Origin of the sequence: Rhizobium tropici CIAT 899 (assembly GCF_000330885.1) — a bacterium.
Lineage (GTDB): Bacteria > Pseudomonadota > Alphaproteobacteria > Rhizobiales > Rhizobiaceae > Rhizobium > Rhizobium tropici.
In genome coordinates, this window is the sequence record NC_020059.1 from 1278200 (window position 1) to 1304069 (window position 25870).

Annotated in this window: 25 protein-coding genes; 10 read left to right on the forward strand and 15 right to left on the reverse strand. The window is 60.2% G+C overall.

The genetic code is table 11. The annotated features are described in order from the left end of the window. Positions 1-55: 55 nt before the first annotated feature. Both RTCIAT899_RS06195 and RTCIAT899_RS06200 read right to left on the reverse strand, forming a co-directional pair. A complete protein-coding gene (locus RTCIAT899_RS06195; RefSeq protein ID WP_041677326.1) occupies positions 56-541 on the reverse strand; it encodes a hypothetical protein in 486 nt (161 codons plus the stop codon). A gap of 156 nt (positions 542-697) precedes the next feature. Next, positions 698-1207, reverse strand: a complete 510-nt coding sequence (locus RTCIAT899_RS06200; protein ID WP_015339383.1) for a DinB family protein — start codon at positions 1205-1207, stop codon at positions 698-700. 190 nt (positions 1208-1397) lie between these two features. Here RTCIAT899_RS06200 and ndk point away from each other — a divergent pair, with 190 nt between their 5' ends. After that, positions 1398-1820 carry a nucleoside-diphosphate kinase gene (gene ndk / locus RTCIAT899_RS06205; protein ID WP_004122188.1) on the forward strand — a complete coding sequence of 141 codons (423 nt, stop codon included), beginning with the start codon at positions 1398-1400 and terminating at the stop codon, positions 1818-1820. A 354-nt stretch (positions 1821-2174) separates the two neighbouring features. On the opposite strand, the gene RTCIAT899_RS06210 is transcribed toward ndk, so the two are convergent. Together RTCIAT899_RS06210 and RTCIAT899_RS06215 are read right to left on the reverse strand one after the other, a co-directional pair. After that, complete coding sequence (locus RTCIAT899_RS06210) at positions 2175-2690, reverse strand: hypothetical protein (protein ID WP_376766866.1); 516 nt, start codon at positions 2688-2690, stop codon at positions 2175-2177. Between the two features lie 2 nt (positions 2691-2692). Then, complete coding sequence (locus RTCIAT899_RS06215; protein WP_015339385.1) at positions 2693-3241, reverse strand: CGNR zinc finger domain-containing protein; 549 nt, start codon at positions 3239-3241, stop codon at positions 2693-2695. 67 nt (positions 3242-3308) lie between these two features. Here RTCIAT899_RS06215 and RTCIAT899_RS06220 point away from each other — a divergent pair, with 67 nt between their 5' ends. After that, positions 3309-4205, forward strand: coding sequence for a branched-chain amino acid ABC transporter permease (locus tag RTCIAT899_RS06220; protein WP_015339386.1), 897 nt, complete (start codon positions 3309-3311; stop codon positions 4203-4205). Between the two features lie 3 nt (positions 4206-4208). Here the strand turns inward: RTCIAT899_RS06220 and RTCIAT899_RS06225 are convergent, their stop codons facing one another. From RTCIAT899_RS06225 to RTCIAT899_RS06245, 5 genes are all read right to left on the reverse strand, one after another. Next, on the reverse strand, positions 4209-4676 hold the full coding sequence (locus RTCIAT899_RS06225; RefSeq protein ID WP_015339387.1) for a molybdenum cofactor biosynthesis protein MoaE: 468 nt from the start codon (positions 4674-4676) through the stop codon (positions 4209-4211). A 126-nt stretch (positions 4677-4802) separates the two neighbouring features. Beyond that, positions 4803-5057, reverse strand: coding sequence for a molybdopterin converting factor subunit 1 (gene moaD / locus RTCIAT899_RS06230; protein WP_041677842.1), 255 nt, complete (start codon positions 5055-5057; stop codon positions 4803-4805). Further along, positions 5057-5644 carry a CDP-diacylglycerol--glycerol-3-phosphate 3-phosphatidyltransferase gene (pgsA, locus tag RTCIAT899_RS06235; protein WP_015339389.1) on the reverse strand — a complete coding sequence of 196 codons (588 nt, stop codon included), beginning with the start codon at positions 5642-5644 and terminating at the stop codon, positions 5057-5059. Before pgsA ends, moaD begins: the two co-directional genes overlap by 1 nt. 211 nt (positions 5645-5855) lie before the next feature. Next, the gene (gene uvrC, locus RTCIAT899_RS06240) at positions 5856-7898 is read right to left on the reverse strand and encodes an excinuclease ABC subunit UvrC (RefSeq protein ID WP_015339390.1); all 2043 of its coding nucleotides are present in this window, start codon (positions 7896-7898) and stop codon (positions 5856-5858) included. After that, positions 7895-8662: an SDR family oxidoreductase gene (locus RTCIAT899_RS06245; protein ID WP_015339391.1), complete on the reverse strand. Its 768-nt coding sequence runs from the start codon at positions 8660-8662 to the stop codon at positions 7895-7897. Before RTCIAT899_RS06245 ends, uvrC begins: the two co-directional genes overlap by 4 nt. A 362-nt stretch (positions 8663-9024) precedes the next feature. Here RTCIAT899_RS06245 and RTCIAT899_RS06250 point away from each other — a divergent pair, with 362 nt between their 5' ends. Further along, on the forward strand, positions 9025-9657 hold the full coding sequence (locus tag RTCIAT899_RS06250) for an outer membrane protein (protein ID WP_015339392.1): 633 nt from the start codon (positions 9025-9027) through the stop codon (positions 9655-9657). 104 nt (positions 9658-9761) lie between these two features. Here the strand turns inward: RTCIAT899_RS06250 and RTCIAT899_RS06255 are convergent, their stop codons facing one another. Further along, on the reverse strand, positions 9762-10355 hold the full coding sequence (locus tag RTCIAT899_RS06255; protein WP_015339393.1) for a glutathione S-transferase: 594 nt from the start codon (positions 10353-10355) through the stop codon (positions 9762-9764). 33 nt (positions 10356-10388) lie between these two features. After that, on the reverse strand, positions 10389-11240 hold the full coding sequence (locus RTCIAT899_RS06260) for a 23S rRNA (adenine(2030)-N(6))-methyltransferase RlmJ (RefSeq protein ID WP_015339394.1): 852 nt from the start codon (positions 11238-11240) through the stop codon (positions 10389-10391). Between the two features lie 81 nt (positions 11241-11321). On the opposite strand from RTCIAT899_RS06260, the gene RTCIAT899_RS06265 reads away from it, so the two are divergent. From RTCIAT899_RS06265 to RTCIAT899_RS06275, 3 genes are all read left to right on the forward strand, one after another. Then, positions 11322-13445, forward strand: coding sequence for a molybdopterin-containing oxidoreductase family protein (locus RTCIAT899_RS06265; RefSeq protein WP_244441465.1), 2124 nt, complete (start codon positions 11322-11324; stop codon positions 13443-13445). Further along, positions 13442-14035: an NUDIX domain-containing protein gene (locus RTCIAT899_RS06270; protein ID WP_015339396.1), complete on the forward strand. Its 594-nt coding sequence runs from the start codon at positions 13442-13444 to the stop codon at positions 14033-14035. Before RTCIAT899_RS06265 ends, RTCIAT899_RS06270 begins: the two co-directional genes overlap by 4 nt. A gap of 131 nt (positions 14036-14166) precedes the next feature. Beyond that, on the forward strand, positions 14167-15336 hold the full coding sequence (locus tag RTCIAT899_RS06275; RefSeq protein ID WP_015339397.1) for an alpha-D-ribose 1-methylphosphonate 5-triphosphate diphosphatase: 1170 nt from the start codon (positions 14167-14169) through the stop codon (positions 15334-15336). A 55-nt stretch (positions 15337-15391) separates the two neighbouring features. On the opposite strand, the gene purN is transcribed toward RTCIAT899_RS06275, so the two are convergent. Both purN and purM read right to left on the reverse strand, forming a co-directional pair. Continuing rightward, a complete protein-coding gene (gene purN / locus RTCIAT899_RS06280) occupies positions 15392-16063 on the reverse strand; it encodes a phosphoribosylglycinamide formyltransferase (RefSeq protein WP_015339398.1) in 672 nt (223 codons plus the stop codon). Next, positions 16060-17133 carry a phosphoribosylformylglycinamidine cyclo-ligase gene (gene purM, locus RTCIAT899_RS06285; RefSeq protein ID WP_015339399.1) on the reverse strand — a complete coding sequence of 358 codons (1074 nt, stop codon included), beginning with the start codon at positions 17131-17133 and terminating at the stop codon, positions 16060-16062. The genes purN and purM overlap by 4 nt, the downstream gene beginning before the upstream one ends. Before the next feature lie 222 nt (positions 17134-17355). Between purM and RTCIAT899_RS06290 the strand changes: the two genes are divergently transcribed. The 4 genes from RTCIAT899_RS06290 to ppx all read left to right on the forward strand — a co-directional run bounded on the left by RTCIAT899_RS06290 (position 17356) and on the right by ppx (position 23011). After that, positions 17356-18486: an AI-2E family transporter gene (locus RTCIAT899_RS06290; RefSeq protein WP_015339400.1), complete on the forward strand. Its 1131-nt coding sequence runs from the start codon at positions 17356-17358 to the stop codon at positions 18484-18486. Between the two features lie 2 nt (positions 18487-18488). Continuing rightward, positions 18489-19202, forward strand: coding sequence for a DnaA regulatory inactivator HdaA (hdaA, locus tag RTCIAT899_RS06295; protein ID WP_015339401.1), 714 nt, complete (start codon positions 18489-18491; stop codon positions 19200-19202). 75 nt (positions 19203-19277) lie between these two features. Then, the gene (locus RTCIAT899_RS06300) at positions 19278-21479 is read left to right on the forward strand and encodes an RNA degradosome polyphosphate kinase (protein ID WP_015339402.1); all 2202 of its coding nucleotides are present in this window, start codon (positions 19278-19280) and stop codon (positions 21477-21479) included. An 11-nt stretch (positions 21480-21490) separates the two neighbouring features. After that, positions 21491-23011, forward strand: coding sequence for an exopolyphosphatase (gene ppx, locus RTCIAT899_RS06305; RefSeq protein WP_015339403.1), 1521 nt, complete (start codon positions 21491-21493; stop codon positions 23009-23011). Positions 23012-23159: 148 nt separating this feature from the next. On the opposite strand, the gene RTCIAT899_RS06310 is transcribed toward ppx, so the two are convergent. Further along, positions 23160-24518 carry an esterase-like activity of phytase family protein gene (locus RTCIAT899_RS06310; protein ID WP_041677843.1) on the reverse strand — a complete coding sequence of 453 codons (1359 nt, stop codon included), beginning with the start codon at positions 24516-24518 and terminating at the stop codon, positions 23160-23162. 163 nt (positions 24519-24681) lie between these two features. Then, positions 24682-25734 (reverse strand): adenylate/guanylate cyclase domain-containing protein, encoded by a 1053-nt coding sequence (locus RTCIAT899_RS06315; RefSeq protein WP_015339405.1) that lies wholly within the window; start codon positions 25732-25734, stop codon positions 24682-24684. Between the last annotated feature and the right edge of the window lie 136 nt (positions 25735-25870).

Here is a 25870-nt window from a genome sequence, read left to right on the forward strand (position 1 = left end):
TTGGCCGAACTCGACGCCGAAGGCAAGAGCGCGAAGTCGCTTAGGCGCCAGCCTTTTACGAGGATTTCGAGAGGTTGGCGCAGTTGCGCAGCCGCTCGGTCAACTCGGTTTCGTAGAGCATGAGGTTGCTGAGCGTCGCATTGAGACTGTCGAGGGCGGCACTGGCATGCGGTGCCGCATCGATCTCGCGGGCAAAACGCTGTTTCTTCATCAAGCCCATGGCGAGCTGCTCGGCCACTTCGCGCAGCATTTCCGCCGCATCGCTTTCCGATTTGCGCGCCACCAGCCCGCAATGGCTGACGAGGCGGTGCTTCAGGCCGATTTCGTCGAGCCCGCTTTGCGAGGGAAGGGGGCCAAGTGCCTCGATTTCTTCGGCAAGACGGCGATCCTGCCCGTAAAGCGCCTCATGAAAGAGCTGATAGTTGCGCGGCAGGTTCTTGACCTTCAGCCGCGTCATGAAGCGGCCGATAACCTCAAGCTCGGTTTCCGTTTCATCATTATCGATGGAATATGCCGAAACGCTTGTCTGCGAGTTCTTCATGCCTGCTTCTGACCGTGAGCTGATATATCTTATCAATTTGCAGGTCGGCAGGTTAAGGGAACCTGAACAAAATGCCTTATTCACGCTGCGTCGCAACAAAATGAGGCAGGTGCTCAACGTTTTGGCGAAAGCGGAAAACAGCAATTCGCTTTCCGCTCACATCCAGCGTGTTCCTTCACTACGCAGGAAGTTCAGCAGATCCAGCACCAGCGACGGCTTGCCCATGGATGTGAGGATGGTATGGCACTGGCCGCGGTGGTGGGTGTGGTGGTTGAACATATGGGATACCGCCGCATGGAGGGGAACGGTGATGGCGCCCGGCCGCAGGATCGAGGTATAGGTGAGATCGACGGCAAGCGCGTCGGCATCGAGTGTTTCCAGCCACATGATGATATTTCGATCTTCCGCCTCCCGTAAGCTGCAAAGTCCTTTCAGGGTGTCATGAAGGACGGTCTCGAGTGACGCCGGCACCCCACCGGTGCCGTTGAAACGGTGCATCCACAGCCGGTCCGCTATCAGCAGATGATTTAGCGTTCCGTGGAGCGAACCGAAGAACGCGCCGCGATCCTCGTGGAATTCCGCGTCGCTGAGGTCTGCCGCGGCGTTGTAGACCTGAACATTGGCCCAACGATTGTAGTCGGCAAGCATCCTGAAATGTTTGAGCATATGACCTCTCCTCAATGGTGCGGCGATGTTGCCGCCGAGTTTGCGAATAAACCGTCGCAATGCCATCGGTCGATTGCGAATCGGATGTCCGGACTGTGACAGCGGCGTGAAATTGGCCGATCCCCCTTGTTTTCGGGCCTTGGGGCAGGTAAAGACCGCCCACTTTTCTCTGATTACAAGGAATGGACCCATGGCGATTGAACGTACTTTCTCGATGATCAAGCCGGACGCGACGAAGCGCAACCTGACCGGCGCCATCACCAAGGTTTTCGAAGACAACGGCCTGCGCGTCATCGCCTCCAAGCGTGTCTGGATGAGCAAGCGGGAAGCTGAAGGCTTCTACGCCGTTCACAAGGAACGTCCGTTCTTCGGCGAACTCGTTGAAGGCATGACCTCCGGCCCGACCATCGTTCAGGTTCTCGAAGGCGAAAACGCCATCCTGAAGAACCGCGAAATCATGGGCGCGACCAACCCGGCCAACGCTGACGAGGGCACGATCCGCAAGACCTTCGCTCTGTCGATCGGCGAAAACTCCGTTCACGGCTCGGATGCTCCGGAAACGGCTGCCGTCGAAATCGCCTACTGGTTCTCGGAAACCGAAATCGTCGGCTGAATCAGCCTTTCAGCTTCAGCGCTGAACGATTTGAAATGACTCATGGAAGCCGGGACCTCGCATCCCGGCTTTTTTCATGCCAGCAAGTTAGACTCCCTCTCCCCGCTTGCGGGGAGAGGGCTGGGGTGAGGGGCAGCAGACTATCGTCTGAATGCAAACTTATCGTCTTCAGAATTCGGCATCAGAAGTGGCAACTCTGTTTTTTACTAACGGCTTCATTGCTGGAACAGCGATGGCGTCGAACAATGACTGTTTTCGCAGACGGCCCCTCACCCTAACCCTCTCCCCGCAGGCGGGGAGAGGGGACTGCCCCGCGAACGCCTTCAAACTCAAGGAAACGCAGCTTATCTCCGTTTATGCCGGGCAGGCGGCATCATGCCCGTAGTCGGCGCTGCCATCGCCCTTGAAGACATCGGGATTGGCGGTATAGACCGGGCCGACGACCAGTGGCTTCGTCGGCAGCACGGTCTGGTCGAGATCGGATTTGACCTCCGTCTTGATCGTCTGGATCGTCTTGTCGCTGGCATCGACCAGCTTGATCGAGACGGAATAGGGGCGGTCCTTGCGGACGCAATGGAGGTCCGGACTTTCCAGCGTGATCTTATCCCAGAATGTATAGATCTTCTGGTTGACAACAAGCGGATCGCCGCCGGCGGGATTTTCGAATTCCGCGATCGCCTTTGTTCCCTCCGGTATCGGGGCGATCTTCTTGAGCGTGATCATGTAGCTTGCGCTCGCCACCCGGTAGTTGAACACGAAGAGGCGGCCGGTGAGCTGGGTCGGGCCCTCATCGTCCTCCCGCTGGCAGCCAGCCAGCGCCAGGCCGGCGACGATCCCGGCACCTATCATTGTCAGCATGATCTTTCGCATCGTCATGGCGCAGTCTCCTCTTTCTTGCGCCGGTAGTGCCGGCTGGCTTTGGCCCGGTTGCCGCAAACCGCCATGTCGCACCAGGCGCGGCTCTTGTTCTTGCTGCGGTCGATAAAGAGCCAGCCGCAGTTGCGGCATATTTTCATTCGTTCCGGATCGGGCATGGCGATGAGGCGCAGCGTCGAACGCACGGTTGCGGCATCGAGCCCATCGGAGGACGCGCGCTTCAGGACCCCAGCCAATGCCGCAAGCAGATCGGCGAGCAGCAGATCGGCACTCTCTCCAAGAACGCGTGCCCGGAAATAACGATCGATCAATTCGCGGAGGGCGATGAAATCGGTTCGGTTTTCACGCTTCACCGGCAGGATATCGCCGAAGAGCGTCCGTTCGGCGCAGAAATTGGCTGCCGCCTTCGGAAAGCTATCCATCTGTCCTGCCGCCTCGAAACGGTCGATCCGGCGCTCGTCGTCATGGCGCAGGATCACGCTGTTGGCGACATCGAGCGCAAGCGCGCCACCGGAAAAGCGATGTGGAGTCCAAGTAAAGCTCATAACAAAAATTATAACTGGTAAAATGAATTTTGCCAGTTACTATTTGCTCGTTCTTCGGAGGGGTGGAATGGCCTATCTTCTGCAGCAATTGGCGAATGCCGTTCCGCTCGCTGCACTTTATGCGACGCTGGCCTTCGGCTATTCCATTGCCTTCGGGGTCATGAAGCGGGCCGATATCACCTACGGCGCGTTGTTCGCCTTTGCCGGCCAGATGCTCGTGCTCTTCACGGACGTCGGTTATACGAAGATGTATCTCATCCTGCCGGCCGCCTTTGCTTTCGGGGCCGTGATCGCCGTCGGTTATACGATCGGCACCAGCTTTCTGGTCGGCCGCGCGATCATGCTGCCGCTATCGCGCAAGTCGCCGAATACGGTCATCGTCGCAGCGCTTGGCATGATGATCATCCTGATGGAAACGGCGCGGCTGGCGTCTAGTACGCGCGGCATCTGGCTGCCGCCCTTTCTGAACGGTGCAGTCGTGTTCTGGGATAGCGGCGGCTTCCGCGTCACACTGACCGAAATCCAGCTACTTAACACCGTCCTGATGATCCTCGTTATCTTTATAGGTGCCTATGTCCTCAAATGCACCGGATGGGGCCGCATCTGGCGTGCCGTCACCGACGACGCGCTTGCCGCCGAACTATGTGGCGCCAGCGCCAGCCGTGTCTTTCTGATGGCCTATGTCGCCTCCGCTATGGTCGCGACCATCTGCGGTCTGCTCGCCACTTCCTACTACGGAACCATGGATTTCGGGGCGGGACTGATGTTCGGGCTGAAGGTGCTGATGATTGCGGCCGTCGGCGGCTATTCCGAGCCGCTGAAGTCGGCCGGCGGGGCTGCGCTCCTCGGCCTGACGGAGACGATGTGGGGAGCTTACGGTCCGTTCCTTTGGCGCGATTTCGTCATCTTCTCGCTGCTGGTGCTGCTGCTGGTGTTGAGCCGCCGTGAACGAGTGGTGCCCTGAAGCCTACTTGTTGCCGGCCCACTTGGCCCGCGCGGCATCGTCGGCATCCTTGGCGGAAACCCAGCTGCCTTGCGTGCCATCCTTGCCGTGTTCCTTCTTCCAGAAGGGCGCAGAGGTTTTCAGAAAATCCATAACGAAATTGGCGCCGTCGAAAGCCGCCTGCCGATGCGGTGCCGCGGCAATGACGAGCACGATGTTTTCGCCAGGTGCGATCTTGCCGTAGCGGTGAATGGCAGTCAGGCCAAGAAGCTCGAAACGTTCGATGGCAAGCTTGGCGATGCGGTCGATCTCCGCTTCCGCCATGCCGGGATAATGTTCGAGTTCCAGCGCACCCAAAGTGCCGCCTTCGTCACGGCAGAGCCCGGAGAAGGTGACGACAGCGCCGATATCGCGTCGCCCGTCGGTTAGTCGGTCGATTTCCGTCTGGAGTTCGAAATCCTCGCGCTGAACTTTGACGAATGGTGCAATCATCGCAATTTCCTTGATCGACTTCTCAATCAGTTTGGGGAGTCCGCTCGGCCCTTCGCTCTTGCTCTGGGCGTTCGTCGCTGCAATCGATTCACTGGATCGATTGCTCGGGCGTTGCCCGATCGCTCCTCACCCTCCCGTCATCGGCGGGAAAAGCCCGATCTCCCGCGCTCCGGCGATCAGCTCGTCGTGCTCGGCGTGCTCCATATTGATCGCGACGCGGATCGCCTGAGGGAATTGAAGTGCCGCCTCGTACTCTTCGCCCAAGCCCTTCAAATGACTCAGGAGATCGCCGACGGTGACGACATCGGCGGGTAGGGAAATCTCCTCTTCCGCTTTGCCGATCCGCTCGCGCACCCAGGCGAAATAGACGAGCTTCGTCATCATTCCTCATCCACGACATGCTTCAGCCCGGCCCGGAAATAATCGTAGCCGGTATAGATGGTCAAAAGCGCTGCGACCCAGAGCAGGACGATGCCTATCTCCGTCGTATAGGGTAGCACCTTGTCGCCCGCAGGCCCAGCCAGCAGGAAAGCGATAGCCACGAGCTGGGCGGTCGTCTTCCATTTCGCGATGCGCGTCACGGGAACGCTGACCTTTAGCGCAGCCAGATATTCGCGCAGGCCCGAAACCAGGATTTCGCGGCAGAGAATGATGATGGCAGCCCAGAGAGACCAGCCGGCAATGGTGCCGTCGGCCGCGACCAGCAGCAGGATTGCGGAGACCAACAGCTTGTCGGCGATCGGATCGAGCATGCGGCCGATATTGGAGGTCTGGTTCCAGATGCGCGCAAGATAGCCATCGAGGAAATCGGTGATCGAGGCAATGACGAAAATCCAGAGCGCGACCCAGCGCGCGAAATCCGAACCCTCCAGCTTGCCTTCGATGAAGAAGCATAGAACGATCAGGGGTACGCAGAGAATGCGGCCGTAAGTGAGCAGATTGGGAATGCTATAAGCGCGCGAAGCCATGGAAATCGTTTCGTTTCGGTTGTCTCGGCGGATCGCGATGAGCCTCGATTTCGGGTTTCATCGCGCTCCGAGCATTTGATTTTCTTGATCTTCTCCAAAAACCGCTTCGCACTTTTTGGGATCAAATCCTAGATGATGGTTTGGCGACCTTATCGTCAATATTATTTCTGTTTTTTCACCGCCATTGCGTGGAATTTGCGACCAGCGTTTCTTATTTCGCGGCGTCCTCGTGGAAATGGTTGTAGACCTGTCGTGCCACGTTTTCCGATATCCCCTCGACCGCCATCAGATCCGATAGCGCTGCCCGCGATACGGCCTTGGCGGTGCCGAAGTGCTGCAGCAGCGCGCGCTTGCGCGAGGGTCCGATGCCGCCGATCTCGTCCAGCGGATTCCTAACCATCTCCTTCTTGCGCCGAGCACGATGCGAGCCGATCGCGAAGCGATGCGCCTCGTCGCGCATCCGCTGGATGAAATAGAGCACGGGATCGCGGGGCGGCAGCGAGAAGCTTTCGCGCGCCGGGGCGAAGAAGCGCTCGCGCCCGGCCTCGCGGTCGACACCCTTGGCGACGCCGATGGCGATGACGCTGTCGGTGATCCCAAGCTCCTCGAGAATGGCGCGCACGGCCGTCACCTGCCCCTGGCCACCGTCGATGAGGATGACGTCGGGCCAGGCCGGGAAGGGCTGGTCGGCTGCATCGGTGCCAGATGCTTCTGCGATGGCTGTCCGATCAGGCTTTCCTTCCTCCTTCAAGAGGCGCGAGAAGCGGCGGGTCATGACCTCGCGCATCATGCCGAAGTCGTCGCCCGGCGTGATGTCGGTCGATTTGATGTTGAATTTGCGGTACTGGCCTTTGACGAAGCCTTCCGGCCCTGCCACCACCATGCCGCCAACTGCATTCGTGCCCATGATATGGGAGTTGTCGTAGATCTCGATGCGCTGTGGCACATAGGGAAGCTTGAATGTTTCCTTTAAGCCTTCGAGCAGCCGCGATTGCGAGGCGGTTTCCGCGAGCTTCCGGCCATGCGCCTCGCGCGCATTGGCAATGACATGCTCGACGAGATCGCGTTTTTCGCCGCGCTGCGGCACGAGGATCGCGACCTTGTGGCCGGCTTTCTCGGTAAGCGCTGCCGCCAGGAGTTCCATTTCCTCGATGGTCTCCGACAGCAGGATCTGCCGCGGCACGGGCTTGTCATCATAGAATTGCGCGAGGAACGCGTTCAGCACTTCGGCGCCGGAAAGCGACGGATCGGCCTTCGGGAAATAGGCGCGGTTGCCCCAGTTCTGCCCGGTGCGGAAGAAGAAGACCTGGATGCAGGAAATGCCGCCCTCGTGATGGATGGCGAAGACATCTGCTTCCTCCACGCCGGCCGGATTGATGCCTTGGTGGCTCTGCACATGCGAGAGCGCGGCAAGCCGATCGCGAAAGATCGCGGCGCGCTCGAAATCCAGATCTTCGGCGGCGGCATTCATCGCCTCGGCCATATGCGCCTTGACGTTCTGGCTCTTGCCGGAAAGGAAGTCCTTCGCTTCCTGCACCAGTTCCGCATAGCCTGCATCGCTGATCTCATGCGTGCAGGGGCCGGAACAGCGCTTGATCTGATAGAGCAGACAGGGCCGCGTGCGCGTCTCGAAGACGCTGTCGGTGCAGGTTCGGATCAGAAAGGCGCGCTGCAGCGAATTGATGGTGCGTCCGACCGCTCCAGCCGATGCGAAGGGCCCGAAATAGTCGCCTTTTCGCGCGCGGGCGCCGCGATGCTTGAAGATCGCCGGCGCGCGATGATCGCCCGTGATCAGAATATAGGGGAAGGATTTGTCGTCCCGCAGCAGCACGTTAAAGCGCGGGCGCAAGCGTTTGATGAGATTCGCTTCCAGCAGCAGCGCTTCCGTCTCCGTGCGCGTGGTGACGAATTCCATATTGGCGGTTTCGCGCACCATACGGGCGATGCGGTTGGAGTGCACCTTGCCCAGCGCGTAGTTGGAAACGCGCTTCTTCAGGTTTCGCGCCTTGCCGACGTAGAGTACGTCGCCGGCCTCGTTGAACATGCGATAAACGCCGGGATTGTTAGGCAGGCGCTTGACGAATTCGGCGATCAGTTCGGCGCCGCGAAGGCCGGTCTCGTTCTTGCCGCCTTCATTCCAATCGACAGGCGCAACAGGGGAGGCGGCGGCATCGCCCTCCACCTCGATGTCGTCTTCGATATCCTCTGATTCGTCATAGAGAACGCCGCCATCGGGCAGCTTTCTTCCATTCATTCCGCACTCTCCGACACGTCTGGCGTTTCCCAGGCAAGATGCTGGCCGCCATCGAGCGCTATCATTTGGCCCGTGATCGAGGGCGTGTCAAAAAGAAAGCGGATGGTCCGGCCGAATTCTTCGAGCCCCGGCGCAGCCTTCAATATGAGGCCCTCGATCTGCGCTTGAAAGTCCTCCTCGCTCTGCCGCACGCTGCGCACCGTCGGACCTGGGCCAATCGCGTTGACGCGGATGCGCGGCGCAAAGCTCTGCGCCATCGTCTGGGTTGCGGCCCAAAGAGCAGCTTTCGACAGCGTATAGGAATAGAAGCGGGGATTAAGCGCCCAGACCCGCTGATCGACCATGTTGACGATCAGGCCCGGATAGGGTTCGGGAAGCTGCCGGACGAAATCGGCAGCCAGGATGGATGGCGCGCGCACATGCACGGCGAAGTGCGCTTCGAAGGCTTCGGCATCGAAGTGATCGGCGGAATCACCGAGGAAAGCCGAAGCGTTGTTGACCAGAAGATCGAGCGGACCAAGAGCATCCGCGGCCCTTTCGACAAGGGTTGACGTCTCGACCAAATCTCGCAGATCGGCCTTGATCGCAATCGCCTTGCGGCCCGTTTGCCGCAGTTTCGCCGCAATTTCTTCCGCCTCGTCGAGGGACTGATGGGCATGCAACGCCACCGCGAAGCCATGAGCCGATAAATCCTCGGCAATTGCCAGACCTATTCTTTTGGACGCGCCGGTTATCAGCGCCGTGCGTAGTTTTTCCTGGCTCAAGAGATCGCCTTCTGCTCGTCGTTACCCGATCGATGTTCATATAGGGCGTCGATACACCATATGAAAAGATCTGCGAGCAAATGACACGCTTCGGAATTCTTATGTAAAACTTGCGATATATTTAGTTTAAAATAAGTATACATGCTTTAACCATTGGTTATGGTTAATAATTCCTCTGTTGCGATGAAGCAACATCGAAATTCAGCCACCTCTGTGCCACAATGATATCATATTTTGGCTCTTCCAATTCCTCATTTGCATTCCAATTTCAACCTCGATCCGGGAGGGATATGTTTAATTGCTCGTGGCGCTTCACAGTCGAAGACAGTAAGCGAAGCACACGGGCCTGAAAGGAGAAAAGTATGCGTACTCTTATCAAGACCCTCATGGTCTCCACTCTCGCCCTCGGTGGCTACACCGCAGCTCACGCCGCTGACGCTGTCGAGCAGATTCCGCAGCCGCCCGTCGCTCAGGAAGCAGCTCCGGCCGTCAACAACTGGTCCGGCTTCTACATCGGTGGTGCAGGCGACTGGAGCAAAGGTCATTTCAGCCACAATGGCAACGGCTATGGCTTCGGCGGCCAGGCCTTCACCGGCTACAACTGGCAGCAGGGCCAGATCGTATACGGCGTTGAAGCAGACCTCGGCTATGCAGGCATTGACAGCACCCGCAACGGTCTGACCGCCAAGAATGGCGTCAATGGCTCGGTTCGCGGTCGTATCGGCTACGACTTCAACCCGTTCATGCTGTACGGCACGGCCGGTCTGGCGCTCGCTCAGAACAAGCTCGAAGACGCTACCTCGTCCGACAGCAAGACGGCTGTTGGCTACACGGTTGGTGCAGGTGCTGAAACCTTCATCACCAACAACATCACCGCTCGCCTCGAGTACCGCTATACGGACTACGGCAAGAAGAACTTCGACCTCGACTCCGGTCGTTTCTCTCGCGGTTACGACGAGCAGAGCGTCAAGGTCGGTATCGGCGTCAAGTTCTAATCGCTTGATGGCATGGAATGAAGAAAAAGCCGGGGTTTGCGCCCCGGCTTTTTTGTTTGCTCGATATTAGTTGCCGATGTGACGCGCAACGTCGCAGAACCGCTTCAGACCTGCGGTTTCATCGCTGGAAAATCCGGGAAACGCTTCTCGAACTTCTGCGCCCAGGCAACCAGCTCGGCATGATCCGCCTCCCATTGCCCTTCGAAGCGGAGCTGCAGATAGCCGACGAGCGAGGCAAGCGCAAAATGGCCCGCGTGCAGCTTCTTGCCGATCTTTGGCGGTTCGGCGTCGAGATGGGTGAGGGCGCGGCTGACCTTTGTCCACTGGCGGTCGATCCAGGGCTGATGCTGCTTCTCGGGTTCGCGAAGGCGCCGCTCATAGACGATCGACAGCAGGCACTCGTTGGTGCCGTCGATCAGCGCTTCCAGAACCTCGATTTCGGTGCGCTTGCCCTTCTTCGATGGGTAGAGCCCGCCCTCGCGCCGGTCGAAATAGTGCATGATGGCGCGGCTGTCGAAAATCGCTTCGCCGTCGTCGGTCAGTAATGTCGGGATCTTGCCGAGCGGATTGTTGTCGATCAGCAGCGTCGGACCGGCATTCGTGTCGACATGGATTTCCGCGAGCTTGATGCCGAGATGGCGTGCCGCCATGCGGACCTTGCTGGAGAAGGGGGAGGTGGGCGAGCAAAGAAGTCTCATGAAATCACCTGTGGGATATGTATGTGAAAAGTCTCAATGTTCGCCACGCAGCCAGAAGGCGCGCTGCGAGGCGAAGCGGTCCTGCGCCAGCAGATCCTTCAAAGCCGGCAGCAGCGCGTGCAGCTCGTCCTTGAGCGTGAAGGGCGGGTTGACGATGATGAGGCCGGAGCCGGTAAGCCCGGTGAAGCCGCGGTCGCTTTTGACGCTCAGCTCGGCGCAGAGCATCTTCGGAATTTCCAGTGCCTGCAGCGCCTCGTGAAATGGCTTGATCGGCGCGTCCTTCTTGATCGGATACCAGAGGCAATAGGTGCCGCCGGGAAAGCGGCGCCAGGACCTTGCGAGGCCGTCGATCAGCCGCTCATATTCGCCTTCTTCCTCGAAAGGCGGATCGACGAGCACGATGCCGCGCTTTTCCTTCGGCGGCAGATGCGCGCCGAGCACCAGCCAGCCGTCGAGCTCGGTAATGCGGGCGTGGTGATCGCCCTCGAACAGCCGGTGCAGCCGCTGGAAATCGTCCGGATGCAGTTCCATCGCCGAAAGCCGGTCCTGCGGGCGAAACAGCATGCGGGCGAGTTTCGGAGAACCTGGGTAAAGCCGGAGTCCGCCTTCCGGATTCAGCTCGCGGATCGCGGCGAGGTAGGGTTCCAGCAGATCGGCCACCTGCGGCACAAGTTCTGCCTCCAACACCCTGCCGATGCCGTCGCGCCACTCACCGGTCTTCTGCGCTTCCTCGGAGGAGAGATCGTAAAGCCCGATGCCCGCATGCGTGTCGAGGACGCGGAACGCCTTGTCCTTGTTCTGCATATAACGGACGAGGCGCGCGAGAACAGCGTGTTTCAAGACATCGGCAAAATTGCCCGCGTGGTAGATGTGCCGATAGTTCATTGTCGGTGAAGTCCGCATGAATTGTTGAGATGGGCCGGATTGTCTCTAGTGGCCGGACATCGCTTGAAATATACAAACATCATGAACATTGCGACCCCCATCCAAGCCAAATCGCGCGTCGGCCACACAGCCTGTCCGCATGACTGTCCCTCCACCTGCGCGCTGGAGGTCGATCTGACTGAAGACGGCAGGATCGGCCGGGTTCGTGGCGCCAACGACCATTCCTACACCGCAGGCGTCATTTGCGCCAAGGTCGCGCGCTATGCCGAGCGGCTCTATCACCCCGATCGCCTGATGAAGCCGCTGCGTCGCGCCGGCGCCAAGGGCGAGGGGCGCTGGCAGGAGATCTCCTGGGACGACGCGCTGGATGAGATCGCCGAAGCCTTCGTCAAGGCCGAAGCCCGGGACGGCAGCGAGGCGATCTGGCCCTATTTTTATGCCGGCACCATGGGCTGGGTGCAGCGCGATTCCATCGAGCGGCTGCGCCATGCCAAGCGCTATTCCGGTTTCTTCTCGTCGATCTGCACCAATCCGGCCTGGACCGGCTTCACCATGGCGACAGGCGTGCTGCGTGGCCCGGATCCACGCGAGATGGGTCGCACGGACTGCGTCGTCATCTGGGGCACGAATGCGGTTGCGACCCAGGTCAACGTCATGACGCACGCGATCAGGTCCCGCAAGGAGCGCGGCGCCAAGATCGTCGTCGTCGATATCTACGACAACCCGACGATGAAGCAGGCCGACATGGCCCTGATCGTCAAACCGGGCACGGATGCGGCCCTTGCCTGCGCCGTCATGCACATCGCCTTCCGCGATGGCTATGCCGACCGCGACTACATGGCCAAATATGCCGACGATCCCGCCGGCCTCGAAGAGCATTTGAAGTCGAAGACTCCGGCATGGGCTGCTGGCATCACTGGCCTTTCGGTTGATGAGATCGAAGCCTTCGCCAAGCTCGTGGGAACGACGAAGAAGACTTACTTCCGCCTCGGCTACGGCTTTACCCGTCAGCGCAATGGCGCGATCGCCATGCACGCGGCAGCCTCGATCGCCACAGTTCTCGGTTCCTGGCAATATGAAGGCGGCGGCGCTTTTCATTCGAACAGCGATATCTTCCGCATGGACGCGAGCGAACTCACCGGCCGCGCCATGAAGGATCAGGATATCCGCATGATCGATCAGTCGCAGATCGGCCGCGCTTTGACCGGCGATGCCGTGGCGCTGCGCCATCGCGGCCCGGTGACTGCGATGCTTATCCAGAACACCAATCCGGTGAATATTGCGCCGGAACAGCGGCTGGTGAAGCGTGGCTTTGCCCGCTCCGATCTCTTCGTCGCCGTGCACGAGCAGTTCATGACCGATACGGCGGACATGGCCGATATCGTCATCCCCGCCACCATGTTCGTCGAGCATGACGACATCTACCGTGCCGGCGGCCAGAACCACATCCTGCTCGGCCCGAAGCTTGTCGAGCCGCCGCCGACCGTTCGCAGCAATCTTTTCGTCATTGAGGAATTGGCGAAGCGCCTCGGTATTGCGGATCGCACCGGCTTCGGCTTCTCCGCCCGCGAGATGATCGACAGGGTTCTGTCCAGAAGCGGCTTGCCGGATTACGATTATTTCCTCGAGCACAAATGGTTCGATCGCCAGCCGGATTTCGAGGCCGCCCATTTCGTCAACGGCTTCGCCCATCCCGACGGCAAGTTCCGCTTCCGCCCCGATTGGACCAACCAGCCGGCGCCGAACCGTCCGCCGGCCTCCGTCGGCCTGCTCGGCCCTCACGTCGAACTGCCAGAGTTTCCGGACCAGGTCGATGTGATCGAGGTGGCCGACCCCGAGCATCCGTTCCGGCTCGCGACCTCGCCCTCGCGCAATTTCCTGAATTCGAGCTTCGCGGAAACGAAGACGTCACGGCAGAAGGAAGGCCGTCCCGAGGTGATGATCAATCCCACCGATGCCGAAGCGCTTGAGATTGCACACGGCGATCTGGTGTGTGTCGGCAATGGTCGCGGCGATATCCGCCTCCACGCTCGCGTGACGACGGAAGTGAAGCCCGGTGTGCTGATCGCCGAGGGGCTCTGGCCGAACAAGGCTCATGTCGACGGCGAGGGCATCAATGTGCTTACCGGCGCCGACCCCGTCGCGCCCTATGGCGGCGCGGCTGTCCACGACAACAAGGTATGGCTTCGCAAGGACGTGGCATGAGTAAATTCGAAAAGGCGAAAGCCGAAATCGTCAGCGAAAAGACGCTGGCGGATCAATGGACTCGGCTGAGCACATTCGAGGTCGACTACACGGATTCGCAGGGCGAAAAGCATCGGCTGAAGCGCGAGGTCTATCATCGCACGCCGGCAGCCTGCATCCTCCTCTATGATCCCAAACGCGAAACCGTGGTGCTCGTTCGGCAATACCGTCTGCCGGCCCGGCTGGTCGGCGAGCCGGTCTGGATGATCGAAGTGCCCGCCGGATTGCTCGACGGCGACCAGCCGGAAGCCGCGATCCGCCGCGAGGCCATGGAGGAGACCGGCTTTCGCGTGCGCGACGTCCGCTTCCTGTTCAAGGCGATGACCTCGCCCGGCTCGTCGACGGAGGTCATTCATTTCTTCGCCGCCGTGATTGACACGTCCGACCGTGTTGCCGATGGCGGCGGGCTTGCGGAAGAGCATGAGGATATAGAGGTGCTGGAAGTTCGCCTGTCCGATGCGATTGTCATGATTGAGAAGGGCGATATCTGTGACGCCAAGACGATCATGCTGCTGCAATGGGCGGTCTTGAATGTCGCCAGCCTGAAATAGGCGGCTGCGTGGGTGGGAGCTTGCTCTCCATTCATCACATTGTCACGAATCGAGCTTACCGGGGCGGGCGGCCGAAGACACTCGAATGTTTCCGCCCTTCCTTCGCTTATGGATGTTTCAGGAGAAAGCCGATGTGGCTCAGCAATTTCACGCTCGTTCTTCCTCATGAAGTCGTCGAGAAGGGCGCAGTGCGCATCGAGGACGGCGTGATTGCTGAAATCCGCTCGGAGCCGGTGGAGCAGCCGACTTTTGACGGCGATGGCCGCTTGCTGATGCCGGGCTTCGTCGACCTGCATTGTGACATGGTGGAGCGCGAGATCGCGCCGCGGCCGAATGCGATGATGCCGATCGATTTCGGCATTCATGAACTAGACAAGAAGCTGGCGGCGGCCGGCGTCACCACGGCCTTTGCGGCGCTCTCCTTTGCGACCGAAAGCGTCTACGGCCACGTCCGTTCGCTCGAAACCACCTCGGCTGTCATTCGCGGCATCGGCAGCCTGCGTGATGAGCTCCTGATCGACCACCGCGTCCATGCACGCTACGAAATCACCAATCTCGGCGCGGCGCCGACCCTGGAGCGGCTGCTGGAGGAGGGCTCCGTCGATATGATTTCGCTCACCGACCACACGCCGGGGCAGGGGCAGTATAACGACATTGAAAGCTATATCCGCAGCATGTCCGAGCGCCGGTCCATGTCGCGCGAGGCTGCCGAGGAGGTCGTAGCAAAGCGCATCGCACAGCGCGAGGACCCTGAGATCGAGCGCAAGCTGCATGACGTGGTTGAACTTGCGCTGAAGCACAAGCTGTCGCTCGCCTCGCATGATGACGACAGCCGGGAGAAGGTGGCTGCCATGCACGATCTCGGCGTAACGATCAGCGAATTTCCGGTGACGGGACCTGCCGCCGAGGAAGCCTGCCGTCGCGGTCTCTGGACCCTCATGGGAGCGCCGAACGCGCTGCGCGGCCAGTCCATGTCCGGCAACCTCAGCGCCCTGGATGCGGCGCGCTCCGGCCTGCTCGGCATCATCGCCGCCGATTATCACCCGGCCGCCTTCGTGCCGGCGATTTTCAAGATCGCCGATGTTGTTGCCGGCGGTCTGCCGGCGGCTGTTGCGACGGCAACCGCCAACGCCGCCCGTTCGGCCGGACTGATGGATCGCGGTGAGATTGCTGTCGGTCAGCTTGCCGATCTGGTCGCCGTCGAGCCCGGCTCGGTTCACCGTATCCGCGCCACCTTCCGCGGCGGCCGCATCGTCTATAGCGACGGCACGCTGCATCCGCTGATGGCAATTGCGGCTTGAGGAAGGCGGTTGAGAGCGGCGGATGAGGGGGCTGTTCGACGCCAGAGCTCCGTAATTACTCCGCGTCCCCAAGCAGCGACAAAATCTGCCGTCCATCGACAGCAGGTGTTTTGCCGAGGCTCACGGCCTTGCCGCCTTCCATCCTGACCTTGCCTTCCGCCAGGAGCCGCAGCGATTGCGGATAAATCTGATGCTCGACTGTAAGTACGCGGGCGGCTAGGCTGTCGGCGGTGTCGTCGGTCAAGACAGGCACGGCAGCCTGGCCGACGACAGGACCTTCGTCCATGCCCTCGGTGACGAAATGCACGGTGCAGCCGGCGATGCGCATGCCGGCGTCGATCGCGCGCTGATGCGTGTGCAGGCCGGGGAAAAGCGGCAGCAGCGACGGATGGATATTGATGATCCGGCCCTCATAGGCCTGGATGAAGCGGCCGGAAAGCAGCCGCATATAGCCGGCAAGGCAGATGATATCGGGGGAGAGGGCTTCCAGCTGCGAGAGGATCGCCTCTTCATGGGCTTCCTTGCTGGCAAATTCCTTGCGCACGAAAGCGAAGGTCGCGATGCCCTCCGCCGCAGCCTTTGCGAGACCACCCGCATCAGCCTTGTCGGAGATGACGCCAACGATCTCGGCCGGATAGTCAGCTGCCTTTGTGGCTTTCAGAAGAGCCAGCATGTTGGAGCCGCCGCCTGAGATGAAGACGACGACGCGTTTGCGCGGCGTGGTCATAGAGCGAGAGTGCCCTTGTAGACGGTGCCGGGAGCGCCTTCTTCGCGGGCGATCATGCGGCCAAGGGTAACGACCGCTTCGCCTTCAGCTTCAAGCGCAGCCTTCACGGCGTCGACGTTTTCCTGAGCGACAACCACGATCATGCCGATGCCGCAGTTGAAGGTGCGCAACATTTCCTTGGCCTCGACGCCGCCCGTCTTGGCAAGCCAAGAGAAGACCGGCGGCACCTTGACGGCGGCCAGATCGATTTCGGCGGCCAGATGCTTCGGCAGTACGCGCGGAATATTCTCCGGGAACCCGCCGCCGGTGATGTGGGCGAGAGCCTTGAGGGCATGGGTTTCACGGATCGCCTTGAGCAGCGGCTTCACATAGATGCGCGTCGGCGTCAGTAGCGCTTCGCCGAGCGCCTTGCCTTCGGCGAAGGGAGCCGGCGCATCCCAGCCGAGCCCGGAAAGCTCGACGATCTTGCGCACCAGCGAGAAGCCGTTGGAATGAACGCCTGACGATGCCAAGCCGAGAATGATGTCGCCCTCGGCAATATCACCCGAAGGAAGCAGTTGGCCGCGTTCGGCCGCACCGACGGCAAAGCCCGCCAGATCGTAATCGCCGTGGGAATACATGCCTGGCATCTCAGCCGTCTCGCCGCCGATCAGCGCGCAGCCTGCATCGCGGCAGCCGGCAGCGATACCGCTGACGATCGCAGCACCCTGGTCGGGATCGAGCTTGCCGGTGGCGAAGTAATCGAGGAAGAACAGCGGCTCGGCACCCTGGACGACCAGGTCGTTGACGCACATGGCAACGAGGTCGATGCCGACAGTGTCGTGATAGTTCGCGTCGATTGCGATCTTCAGCTTGGTGCCGACGCCATCATTGGCGGCGACCAGCACCGGATCGGTGAAGCCGGCAGCCTTGAGGTCGAACAGGCCGCCGAAGCCGCCGATCTCGCCATCGGCACCCGGCCGGCGCGTCGAACGGACGGCAGGCTTGATCTTTTCGACCAGCAGGTTGCCGGCGTCGATATCGACACCCGCGTCGCTATAGGTCAGACCGTTTTTTCCAGACTGGCTCATGCTTCCGCCTCCGATGGCCGCCCGTCCATTATGACAGGGCTTTGATCGGGTCGCCATTGCATGATAGGGGCCTTTATGCAAGGCGCAAGCGCCGCAACACCCTCAATTTTCCCCGCTTCCCATTGCTCAGAGCAGATTTCCGGCCGCAGACTTGACCATAATTGCGGCATCATCCTATGTCCTAAGCACACGGCAAACGGGCGCGGAGTAACGGGGAAGACGATGGAGCAAAAGGTCAGCGGGGCGAGCCTCAAGCGTCAAGTCACCTTCTGGGTGATCGTGCTCGTCGTTTTCATCGCCTTTATCTATATCTTCAGCACGATCCTGCTGCCGTTCATCGCCGGCATGGCGGTCGCCTATTTCCTCGATCCGGTCGCCGACCGGCTGGAGCGGATCGGCCTCAGCCGCCTTATGGCAACGGTGGTGATCCTCGTCTCCTTCGTGCTGGTCTTCGCGCTGGCTCTGACGATCTTCATCCCGATCATCGTCAATCAGTTCAACGATTTCATCCAGCACATTCCGACCTATGTGCAGCAGATCCAGCAGCTGATCGCCAAGGCGCAGACCATGGTGCTGCCGGATTGGATCCGCAACCAACTCGGCGCGATCAAGGACAATTTCTCCAGCATCATGTCCGAAGGTTTGAGCTTTGTCGGCGGTCTGTTCGCGCAGCTCTGGAGCTCCGGCAAGGCGCTGGTCAACATCCTCTCGCTGATGGTCGTCACACCCGTCGTCGCCTTCTATATGCTGCTCGACTGGGATCGGATGGTCGCCAAGGTAGACGACTGGATCCCGCGCGATCATGTTGCCACCGTTCGCGAAATCGCTCGCGAGATCGATCAGGCGATCGCCGGCTTCATTCGAGGGCAGGGCTCGCTCTGCATCATTCTCGGCGTCTATTACGGTGTCGGCCTGTCGCTGGTCGGCCTGAACTTTGGGCTGCTGATCGGCCTCTTTGCCGGCATGATCAGCTTCATTCCCTATGTCGGCTCGATGGTCGGCCTCGTTCTGGCCGTCGGCGTCGCGCTCGTTCAGTTCTGGCCGGATTATCTCTGGGTCGGCCTGACGCTCGTCGTCTTCTTCACCGGCCAGTTCCTGGAAGGTAATGTGCTGCAGCCGAAGCTCGTCGGCGAAAGCGTCGGCCTGCATCCGGTCTGGCTGATGTTCGCCCTTTTTGCCTTCGGCGCGCTCTTCGGCTTTGTCGGGCTGCTGATTGCGGTCCCGGCCGCTGCCGCCTGCGGCGTTCTTGTCCGCTTCGCCCTTTCGCGCTACCTTCAGAGCGATCTCTATTACGGACGCTCGGAAGCGGGCAAGGCGCGCAGAGCCAAGGCCGGCAAGACCGAGAATAGCTAGACATGACCGACGCAAAGAACGCTGATCTAAGGCGCAAGGCCGCCGAGCAGCTGCCCTTGGCCTTTACGCATGACCCCGCAAATGGGCGCGACGATCTGCTCGTCGCCGATCCCTTGAGCGCGGCGGTGAGGATCATCGATTCCTGGCCACACTGGCCGTCGCCGGTGGTGATCCTGGCGGGGCCTGTCGGTTCAGGCAAATCGCATCTTGCGAGCATCTGGACAGAGCGGTGCGGCGCCGTCCACATTCATCCTGTCGCCGGCTCCGATGCCGCAGTCGCAGCGGCGAACGGCCCCGTCATCTTCGAAGACGTGGATCGTCTCGGTTTTGACGATACAGAGCTCTTTCATGTCATCAACAGTGTGCGCGAAAACGGCACCAGCCTCTTGATGACGAGCAGGCTCTGGCCGATGTCATGGCCGGTGACGCTGCCCGACCTGCGCTCCCGACTGAAGGCGGCGACGGTGGTCGAGATCGGCGAGCCGGACGAGGAGTTGCTGTCGCAGGTGATCGTCAAGCTGTTTGCCGACCGCCAGCTTTATATCGATGACAAACTCGTCCTCTATATCGTCAATCGCATGGAGCGTTCCCTGAACGCGGCGCAGCTGATCGTCGACCGGCTGGACCGGCTGGCGCTTGGGCGGGGAACAAGGATCACGCGTCTGTTGGCGGCCGAGGTCCTGAACGAGCTGGGCAGTTCCGGCCAGCCGGATTGAGCTGGCTGCGACTGTCACAGTTCCGTCGTCAAACTGATATAGGTGGCACAAGATTGGAAAGAGGGTAGGTGGAACATGGACTCGGCACTCACGGAACATCAGGACGCCAACCAGGAAAATCCAGAGGCCGCACCCCCGGTCAGCGAATTGATGACCAGCCCCGAGCGCTTCATCAACCGCGAATTTTCCTGGCTGCAGTTCAACCGCCGCGTCCTTGAGGAGACGCTGAACACCGCTCATCCGCTGCTGGAACGTGTCCGCTTTCTCTCGATTTCCGCCGCCAACCTCGATGAATTCTTCATGGTGCGCGTCGCCGGCCTTGAAGGCCAGGTGCGCCAGAAGATCCTGGTGCGCACCCCGGACGGCAAGACGCCCGCCGAACAGCTCGACGATATCCTGCGCGAGATCGACAATCTGCAGATGGAGCAGCAGGCTTCGCTTGCCGTCCTGCAGCAATATCTCGCCAAGGAAGATATTCTGATCGTCCGCCCGGCTGCCCTTTCCGATGCCGATCGCCAGTGGCTCCATACCGAGTTCGAACAGGCGATCTTCCCGGTCCTGACGCCGCTCTCCATCGACCCGGCCCATCCGTTCCCGTTCATTCCGAATCTTGGCTTCTCGATCGCGCTGCAGCTGAAGAGCATGAACGGTCGCGAACCGATGACAGCGCTGCTGCGCCTGCCGCCGGCGCTGGACCGTTTCGTGCGCCTGCCGGACGCCAGCAACGTCATCCGCTACATCACGCTCGAAGATGTGGTGAACATCTTCATCCACCGGCTCTATCCGGGTTACGAGGTTCAGGGCTCGGGTACCTTCCGCATCATTCGAGACAGCGATATCGAAGTCGAGGAAGAGGCCGAAGACCTGGTGCGCTTCTTCGAAACCGCGCTGAAACGCCGCCGACGCGGCTCGGTGATCCGCATCGAGACGGACTCCGAAATGCCGCTCGAGCTTCGCCAGTTCGTGGTGGAATCGCTGAACGTCCCGGGAAACCGCATCGCGGTTCTGCCCGGCCTGCTGGCGCTCAATACTCTGTCGGAAATCTGCAAGGCGCCGCGCGACGATCTGCGCTTCGAGCCCTACAATGCCCGATTTCCTGAGCGCGTCCGCGAACATGCAGGCGATTGCTTCGCCGCGATCCGCGAAAAAGATATGGTCGTCCACCACCCTTACGAATCCTTCGACGTGGTGGTCCAGTTCCTTCTCCAGGCTGCTAGGGATCCTGACGTTCTGGCGATAAAGCAGACGCTTTATCGCACCTCGAACGATAGCCCGATCGTCCGCGCGCTGATCGATGCAGCCGATCTCGGCAAATCGGTCACGGCGCTGGTGGAACTGAAGGCCCGCTTCGACGAAGAGGCGAACATCCGCTGGGCGCGCGATCTGGAGCGCGCCGGCGTGCAGGTCGTCTTCGGCTTCATCGAGCTCAAGACCCATTCGAAGATGTCCATGGTCGTGCGCCGAGAAGACGGCAAGCTGCGCACCTATTGCCATCTCGGCACCGGCAACTACCATCCGGTTACCGCCAAGATTTACACTGACCTTTCCTACTTCACCTGCGATCCGAAGATTGCCCACGACATGGCGAATATCTTCAACTTCATCACCGGCTACGGCGAGCCGGAGCACGACATGAAGATCGCGGTCTCGCCCTATACGCTGCGCCCACGAATCCTCCAGCATATCGAAGGTGAGATCGAGCACGCCAGGAACGGCCATCCGGCCGCGATCTGGATGAAGATGAACTCGCTTGTCGATCCCGACATCATCGACGCGCTCTATCGCGCCAGCAATGCCGGCGTCGAGATCGATCTGGTGGTGCGTGGCATCTGCTGCCTGCGTCCGCAGGTGCCGGGTCTATCGGAAAATATCCGCGTCAAGTCGATCATCGGCCGCTTCCTCGAGCACAGCCGCATCTTCTGCTTCGGCAATGGTCAGGGCCTGCCGTCGGACAAGGCGCTGGTCTATATCGGCTCCGCCGACATGATGCCGCGCAATCTCGATCGTCGCGTCGAAACGCTCGTGCCGCTCACCAACAAGACCGTGCATGAACAGGTGCTTTCACAGATCATGCTGGGCAATATCATTGACAATCAGCAAAGCTACGAGATATTGCCGGACGGGACTTCACGGCGCATGGAAGTGCGTCAGGGAAAAGAGCCATTCAACGCGCAGCAGTATTTCATGACCAATCCCAGCCTGTCTGGCCGTGGTGAAGCCTTGAAATCCAGCGCTCCGAAACTCATCGCTGGACTGCTGTCGGGCCGCAACAAATAAATTGGACCTGCATGGTTGAATCAGAAGCCCAGGGGCGCCTTCCGGGCATCGCCCCTGTCTCCGTTGTCGATATCGGGTCGAATTCGGTCCGTCTTGTCGTCTATGAAGGCCACTCGCGGTCGCCAACCATCCTCTTCAACGAAAAAGTGCTGTGCGGCCTCGGCAAAGGCATAGCGCTGACGGGAAAGATGGATGAGGAAAGCGTGGCACGGGCGCTTGCAGCCCTGCATCGCTTCAAGGCACTCTCCGATCAGGCGCGTGCCGCCACCATCTACGTCCTGGCAACGGCTGCGGCGCGCGAAGCAAGCAACGGTCCGCAGTTCATTCACCAGGCCGAAGCCATTCTTCAGCGCAAGGTGCGCGTGCTGTCTGGCGAAGAAGAGGCACGTTTCTCCGCGCTCGGCGTCATCAGCGGTTTCTTCCATCCCGATGGCATTGCCGGGGATCTTGGCGGCGGCTCGCTGGAGCTGATCGACATCAAGGACCACGAGATCGGCAAGGGCATCACGCTGCCGCTCGGCGGCCTGCGCCTGTCCGAATATGCCGGCGGCTCGATCGATAAGGCGCGCAGCTTCGCGCGCAAGCACGTCAAGACCGCGAAGCTATTGAGCAAGGGCGAGGGCCGCACGTTCTATGCGGTCGGCGGCACATGGCGAAGCGTCGCCAAGCTGCACATGGAAATCCGCAAATATCCGCTCCACATGATGCAGGGCTATGAAGTGCCGCTCGATGAGATGCTGCGGTTCCTGGATCAGATCGTCGAAGCGAAGGATTCGAAGGATCCGGCGTTTCAGGCGGTGTCCAAGCATCGCCGTTCGCTGCTGCCCTTCGGTGCCGTCGCCATGCGCGAAGTGCTGACAGCCATGAAGCCGTCCGTCATCTCCTTCTCCGCCCAGGGTGTTCGTGAGGGTTATCTCTATTCGCTGCTGACCGAGGCCGAGCGCAATAGCGATCCGCTGCTCACCGCCGCCGGTGAACTTGCCATCCTGCGTGCGCGCTCGCCGGAACATGCCCGCGAGCTTGCGGATTGGACCGGGCGGATGATGCCCTTCTTCGGGATCACCGAGACCGACGAGGAAAGCCGCTATCGTCAGGCAGCTTGTCTGCTAGCCGATATCAGCTGGCGCGCCCATCCGGATTATCGCGGCCTACAGGCGCTGAATATCATCGCCCACACGTCCTTCGTCGGCATCACTCATGCCGGCCGCGCCTTCATCGCGCTTGCCAATTACTATCGCTTCGAGGGCTTGAATGACGACGGTGCGACCGAGCCGCTGGCAACGATCGCTACGCCGCTCTACATCGAACGCGCCAAGCTGCTCGGCGGCCTATTGCGCGTCGTCTACCTATTCTCGGCCTCGATGCCCGGTATCGTCCGCAACCTGTCGTTCCGCCGTTCGACAAAGCCTGATCTCGATCTCGAGTTCGTCGTTCCCTCTGAATATCACGACTTTGCCGGCGAGAGGCTGGACGGCCGCCTGCAGCAGCTCGGCAAGCTCACCAATCGCCGCCTGGCTTTCTGCTTCGAATGAAGAACAACCTTCTCCCCAAGGGAGAAGGTCGCGCGCAGCGCGGGTTGAGGGGCGCTCGCGATAGGACTTGTTTAGGCTCCTATGAGAAAGCCATTCCCCCTCGTCCGCCCTTTGGGCACCTTCTCCCCGAGGGGAGAAGGGAGTTTTCTTACTTCGCGTTCAGGAAATCGCCGACTTCGAGAAGGCTGAACTCGTTGTCGTCGGCCTTGTCGACGGCGCGGCCTGCAGAGAAGGGCAGGTTGTTATCGTTGCCGATAACGATATGCGTGGCATCGACGCGGTCGACATTCTCGATGGTGACGAAGGGCATGTCGTAGAAGCCTTCGCCGCCGCCCTGGCGACGCTTGTGGTCCGGATCTTCGATGTGCAGAAGGTCGATATAGCCGATCTTGCGAACGGACTTGCCGACATTGGCGTCGCTGAACTCGATCTTGTAGACGCGCTTCAGCTCGGCGGGAGCCTCGAAGCAATCCGGCTTCGGCTGCTTGGGATCGGCGCAAGCCTTGTCCTTCGTGCCGGCGCCATTGTCGCGTTCGATGACCAGGGCAGTCGTTTCATCGAGCATGTTGAAATCGCCGATCGAGGCGCCCTTGTCGGCGAAGGGATAGAGCCAGCTGCGGCCGGTCCAACTCTTCGAGGCAACGTCGAATTCGATGACGCGGATGGCCGTCTTGCCGTCGACGCTCTCCATCTGGCCGTCTTCCTTGTAGATCGGGCCTTCCAGCAGGCCGTAGAGCTTGGAGCCGTCCTTCGACATGGCGAGACCTTCGAAGCCGCCCGAGCGCTTCAGATTGAAGGCCGGCATCTTCTGCGTAGGGTTACCCGGCAGCTGGATCAGCGGATTGTCGGGAGACATGACCGGCTTGCCGTCGAGCGTCGTTGCGAAGACGTCGGTCAGCTGGCCGCTCGTGTCGAATTTCAGCAGGTAAGGACCGAACTCGTCGCCGATCCAGAAGCCGTCGGCAACCGGCTGGACCGATTCGATATCAAAGTCGGCGCCCGTCAGGTAACGCTTGTCGGCGCCTTCGAGAACGATCGGGAAGGGGGCTTTCTTGTTCGGGTCGGATAGGAACAGGTTCTTGACGACCTCGACCTTGCCGCTGTCCCAGTTGAATTTCAGCTGATGCAGGAAGAGCATCGCGTCGCTGGAGTTCTGTTTGGAGCCGAAGCCGTTGTCGGAGAGCGTCCAGAATGTGCCGTCGGGCATGGTCTTGATGCCAGAGAACCCCTGGATCGGCTGGCCCGCGAAGGGCAGCTTCAGATCGGTGACGCGGGCGCCATCCTTGCCAGGCACGGTGCCGAGAGCGTCGGTGCGCTTGCGATCCGGCGTGGTGAACTTGCCTGAAGTCTTCAGGAAATCTGGTGCATCGGCAGGAGCGGCAGTGATGGTGTTGGCCGGCAGGATTGCTTGGCCGACGAGCTTTGCCTTGAACTGCTGCTCGTCTGCCTGGGCCGAGCCGGCAAGCAGAATGAAGAGTGCTGTGGAAGCGGAAAGGATTCGGGTCATCATGTCACCTTGTGGCGGAGAGTGGCGAAAACAACTCCGCTTAGCAGGCGACCCATGTCTGCGAATTAACGCTTAGGTGAAGATTTGGTGACTGTGGACAACCCATAGGCTGTGAAGCTCAGGCGTGCGGCACTACCGAAATGCAGCCAACAATTCGTATTGTTTACGATCTGCCGCGAACGGTCTTCAACGCCTGCCGGTCCTGCGTGTGAAGGGCGATGACGCCAAGGTGCTGATCACGGCCGCGAACGGCATGCTCGCCGAGCTCTTCCTTGATGATCCCTTCGGGAAGCTCCAGCCGTCTGGCAAGGTCGCTTGAAATCAGCACCTGGCGCTCCAGCGTTTTGCAGAGTGACTCCAGTCTTGCGGTCGTATTCACGGTGTCGCCGAAATAGGCGATCTTGTGATGGTCGACGCCGATTTCGGCCGTCACCACACTGCCGCCATGCAGAGCGGCTCTAAGACGCGGCACCCTGCCGTAGGATTTCAGCCATGTCTCTGCGTTCTTTTCGATATCGTCGAGGATATTGAAGACGCAGCGCACGCAATTGGCATTCTTGACGCCCCGCTGAAGCGGCCAGGTGATGATGGCGGCATCGCCGATATAGTCGTCGATCGCGCCCTTGTGCCGGCGAACGGGCTCGGCCATGGCACCGAACACCGCACCGAGGAACGCCTGCGTTTTCAGATCGCCATATTCCTCGGCAAAAGCTGTCGAACCGACAAGGTCGACGAAAAGAAAGACGCGCTCCTCTTGCACCGGATTGCGGTAACGGCCGGTCAACAGGCTGGAGAAGACGTCGCGGCCGAGCAACTCCCGCACGCGGCCGATGAAAATGACGATGGCGGTCACCAGGACGGCATAGATGTAGACGTCTATCTTCAGTACCGTCAGGTCTTCCCATGATGCTTTGACGAGGCCCAGCAATTTCATGGAGCTGCCTGCAGTGGCATAGCCGACGCTCATCAGCAGGAAATCGACGACGAGCGCCGAAAGGATGAAGGCCGGCGTTGGCAACCGGTGCATCCAGTCGTTCAGCCGCGGCAGGAACATGCGGCGCTCGAAGGCGAGCAGAGGCATGCCGCAGAACAGGGCGAAGATTCCGCCGATATATATCGGAGATTCCGGAAAGAATAGTTTGCCGTAAATGACGCCCGTCGAAGCGACGAACAGCGATATCAGGATCCAGTTGCGTATCGAATGGAAAATACCCATTCACTTTTCCGCCGAGAAACGACGCCTGTCATCGACGCGGGATTGCGTCGGCAAACTGGAACGTCATCGAATAGAACGATTACACAAGACGTTCATTCCACGAGATTTGCGGCGCAATCGTGATGGCGACCGACAC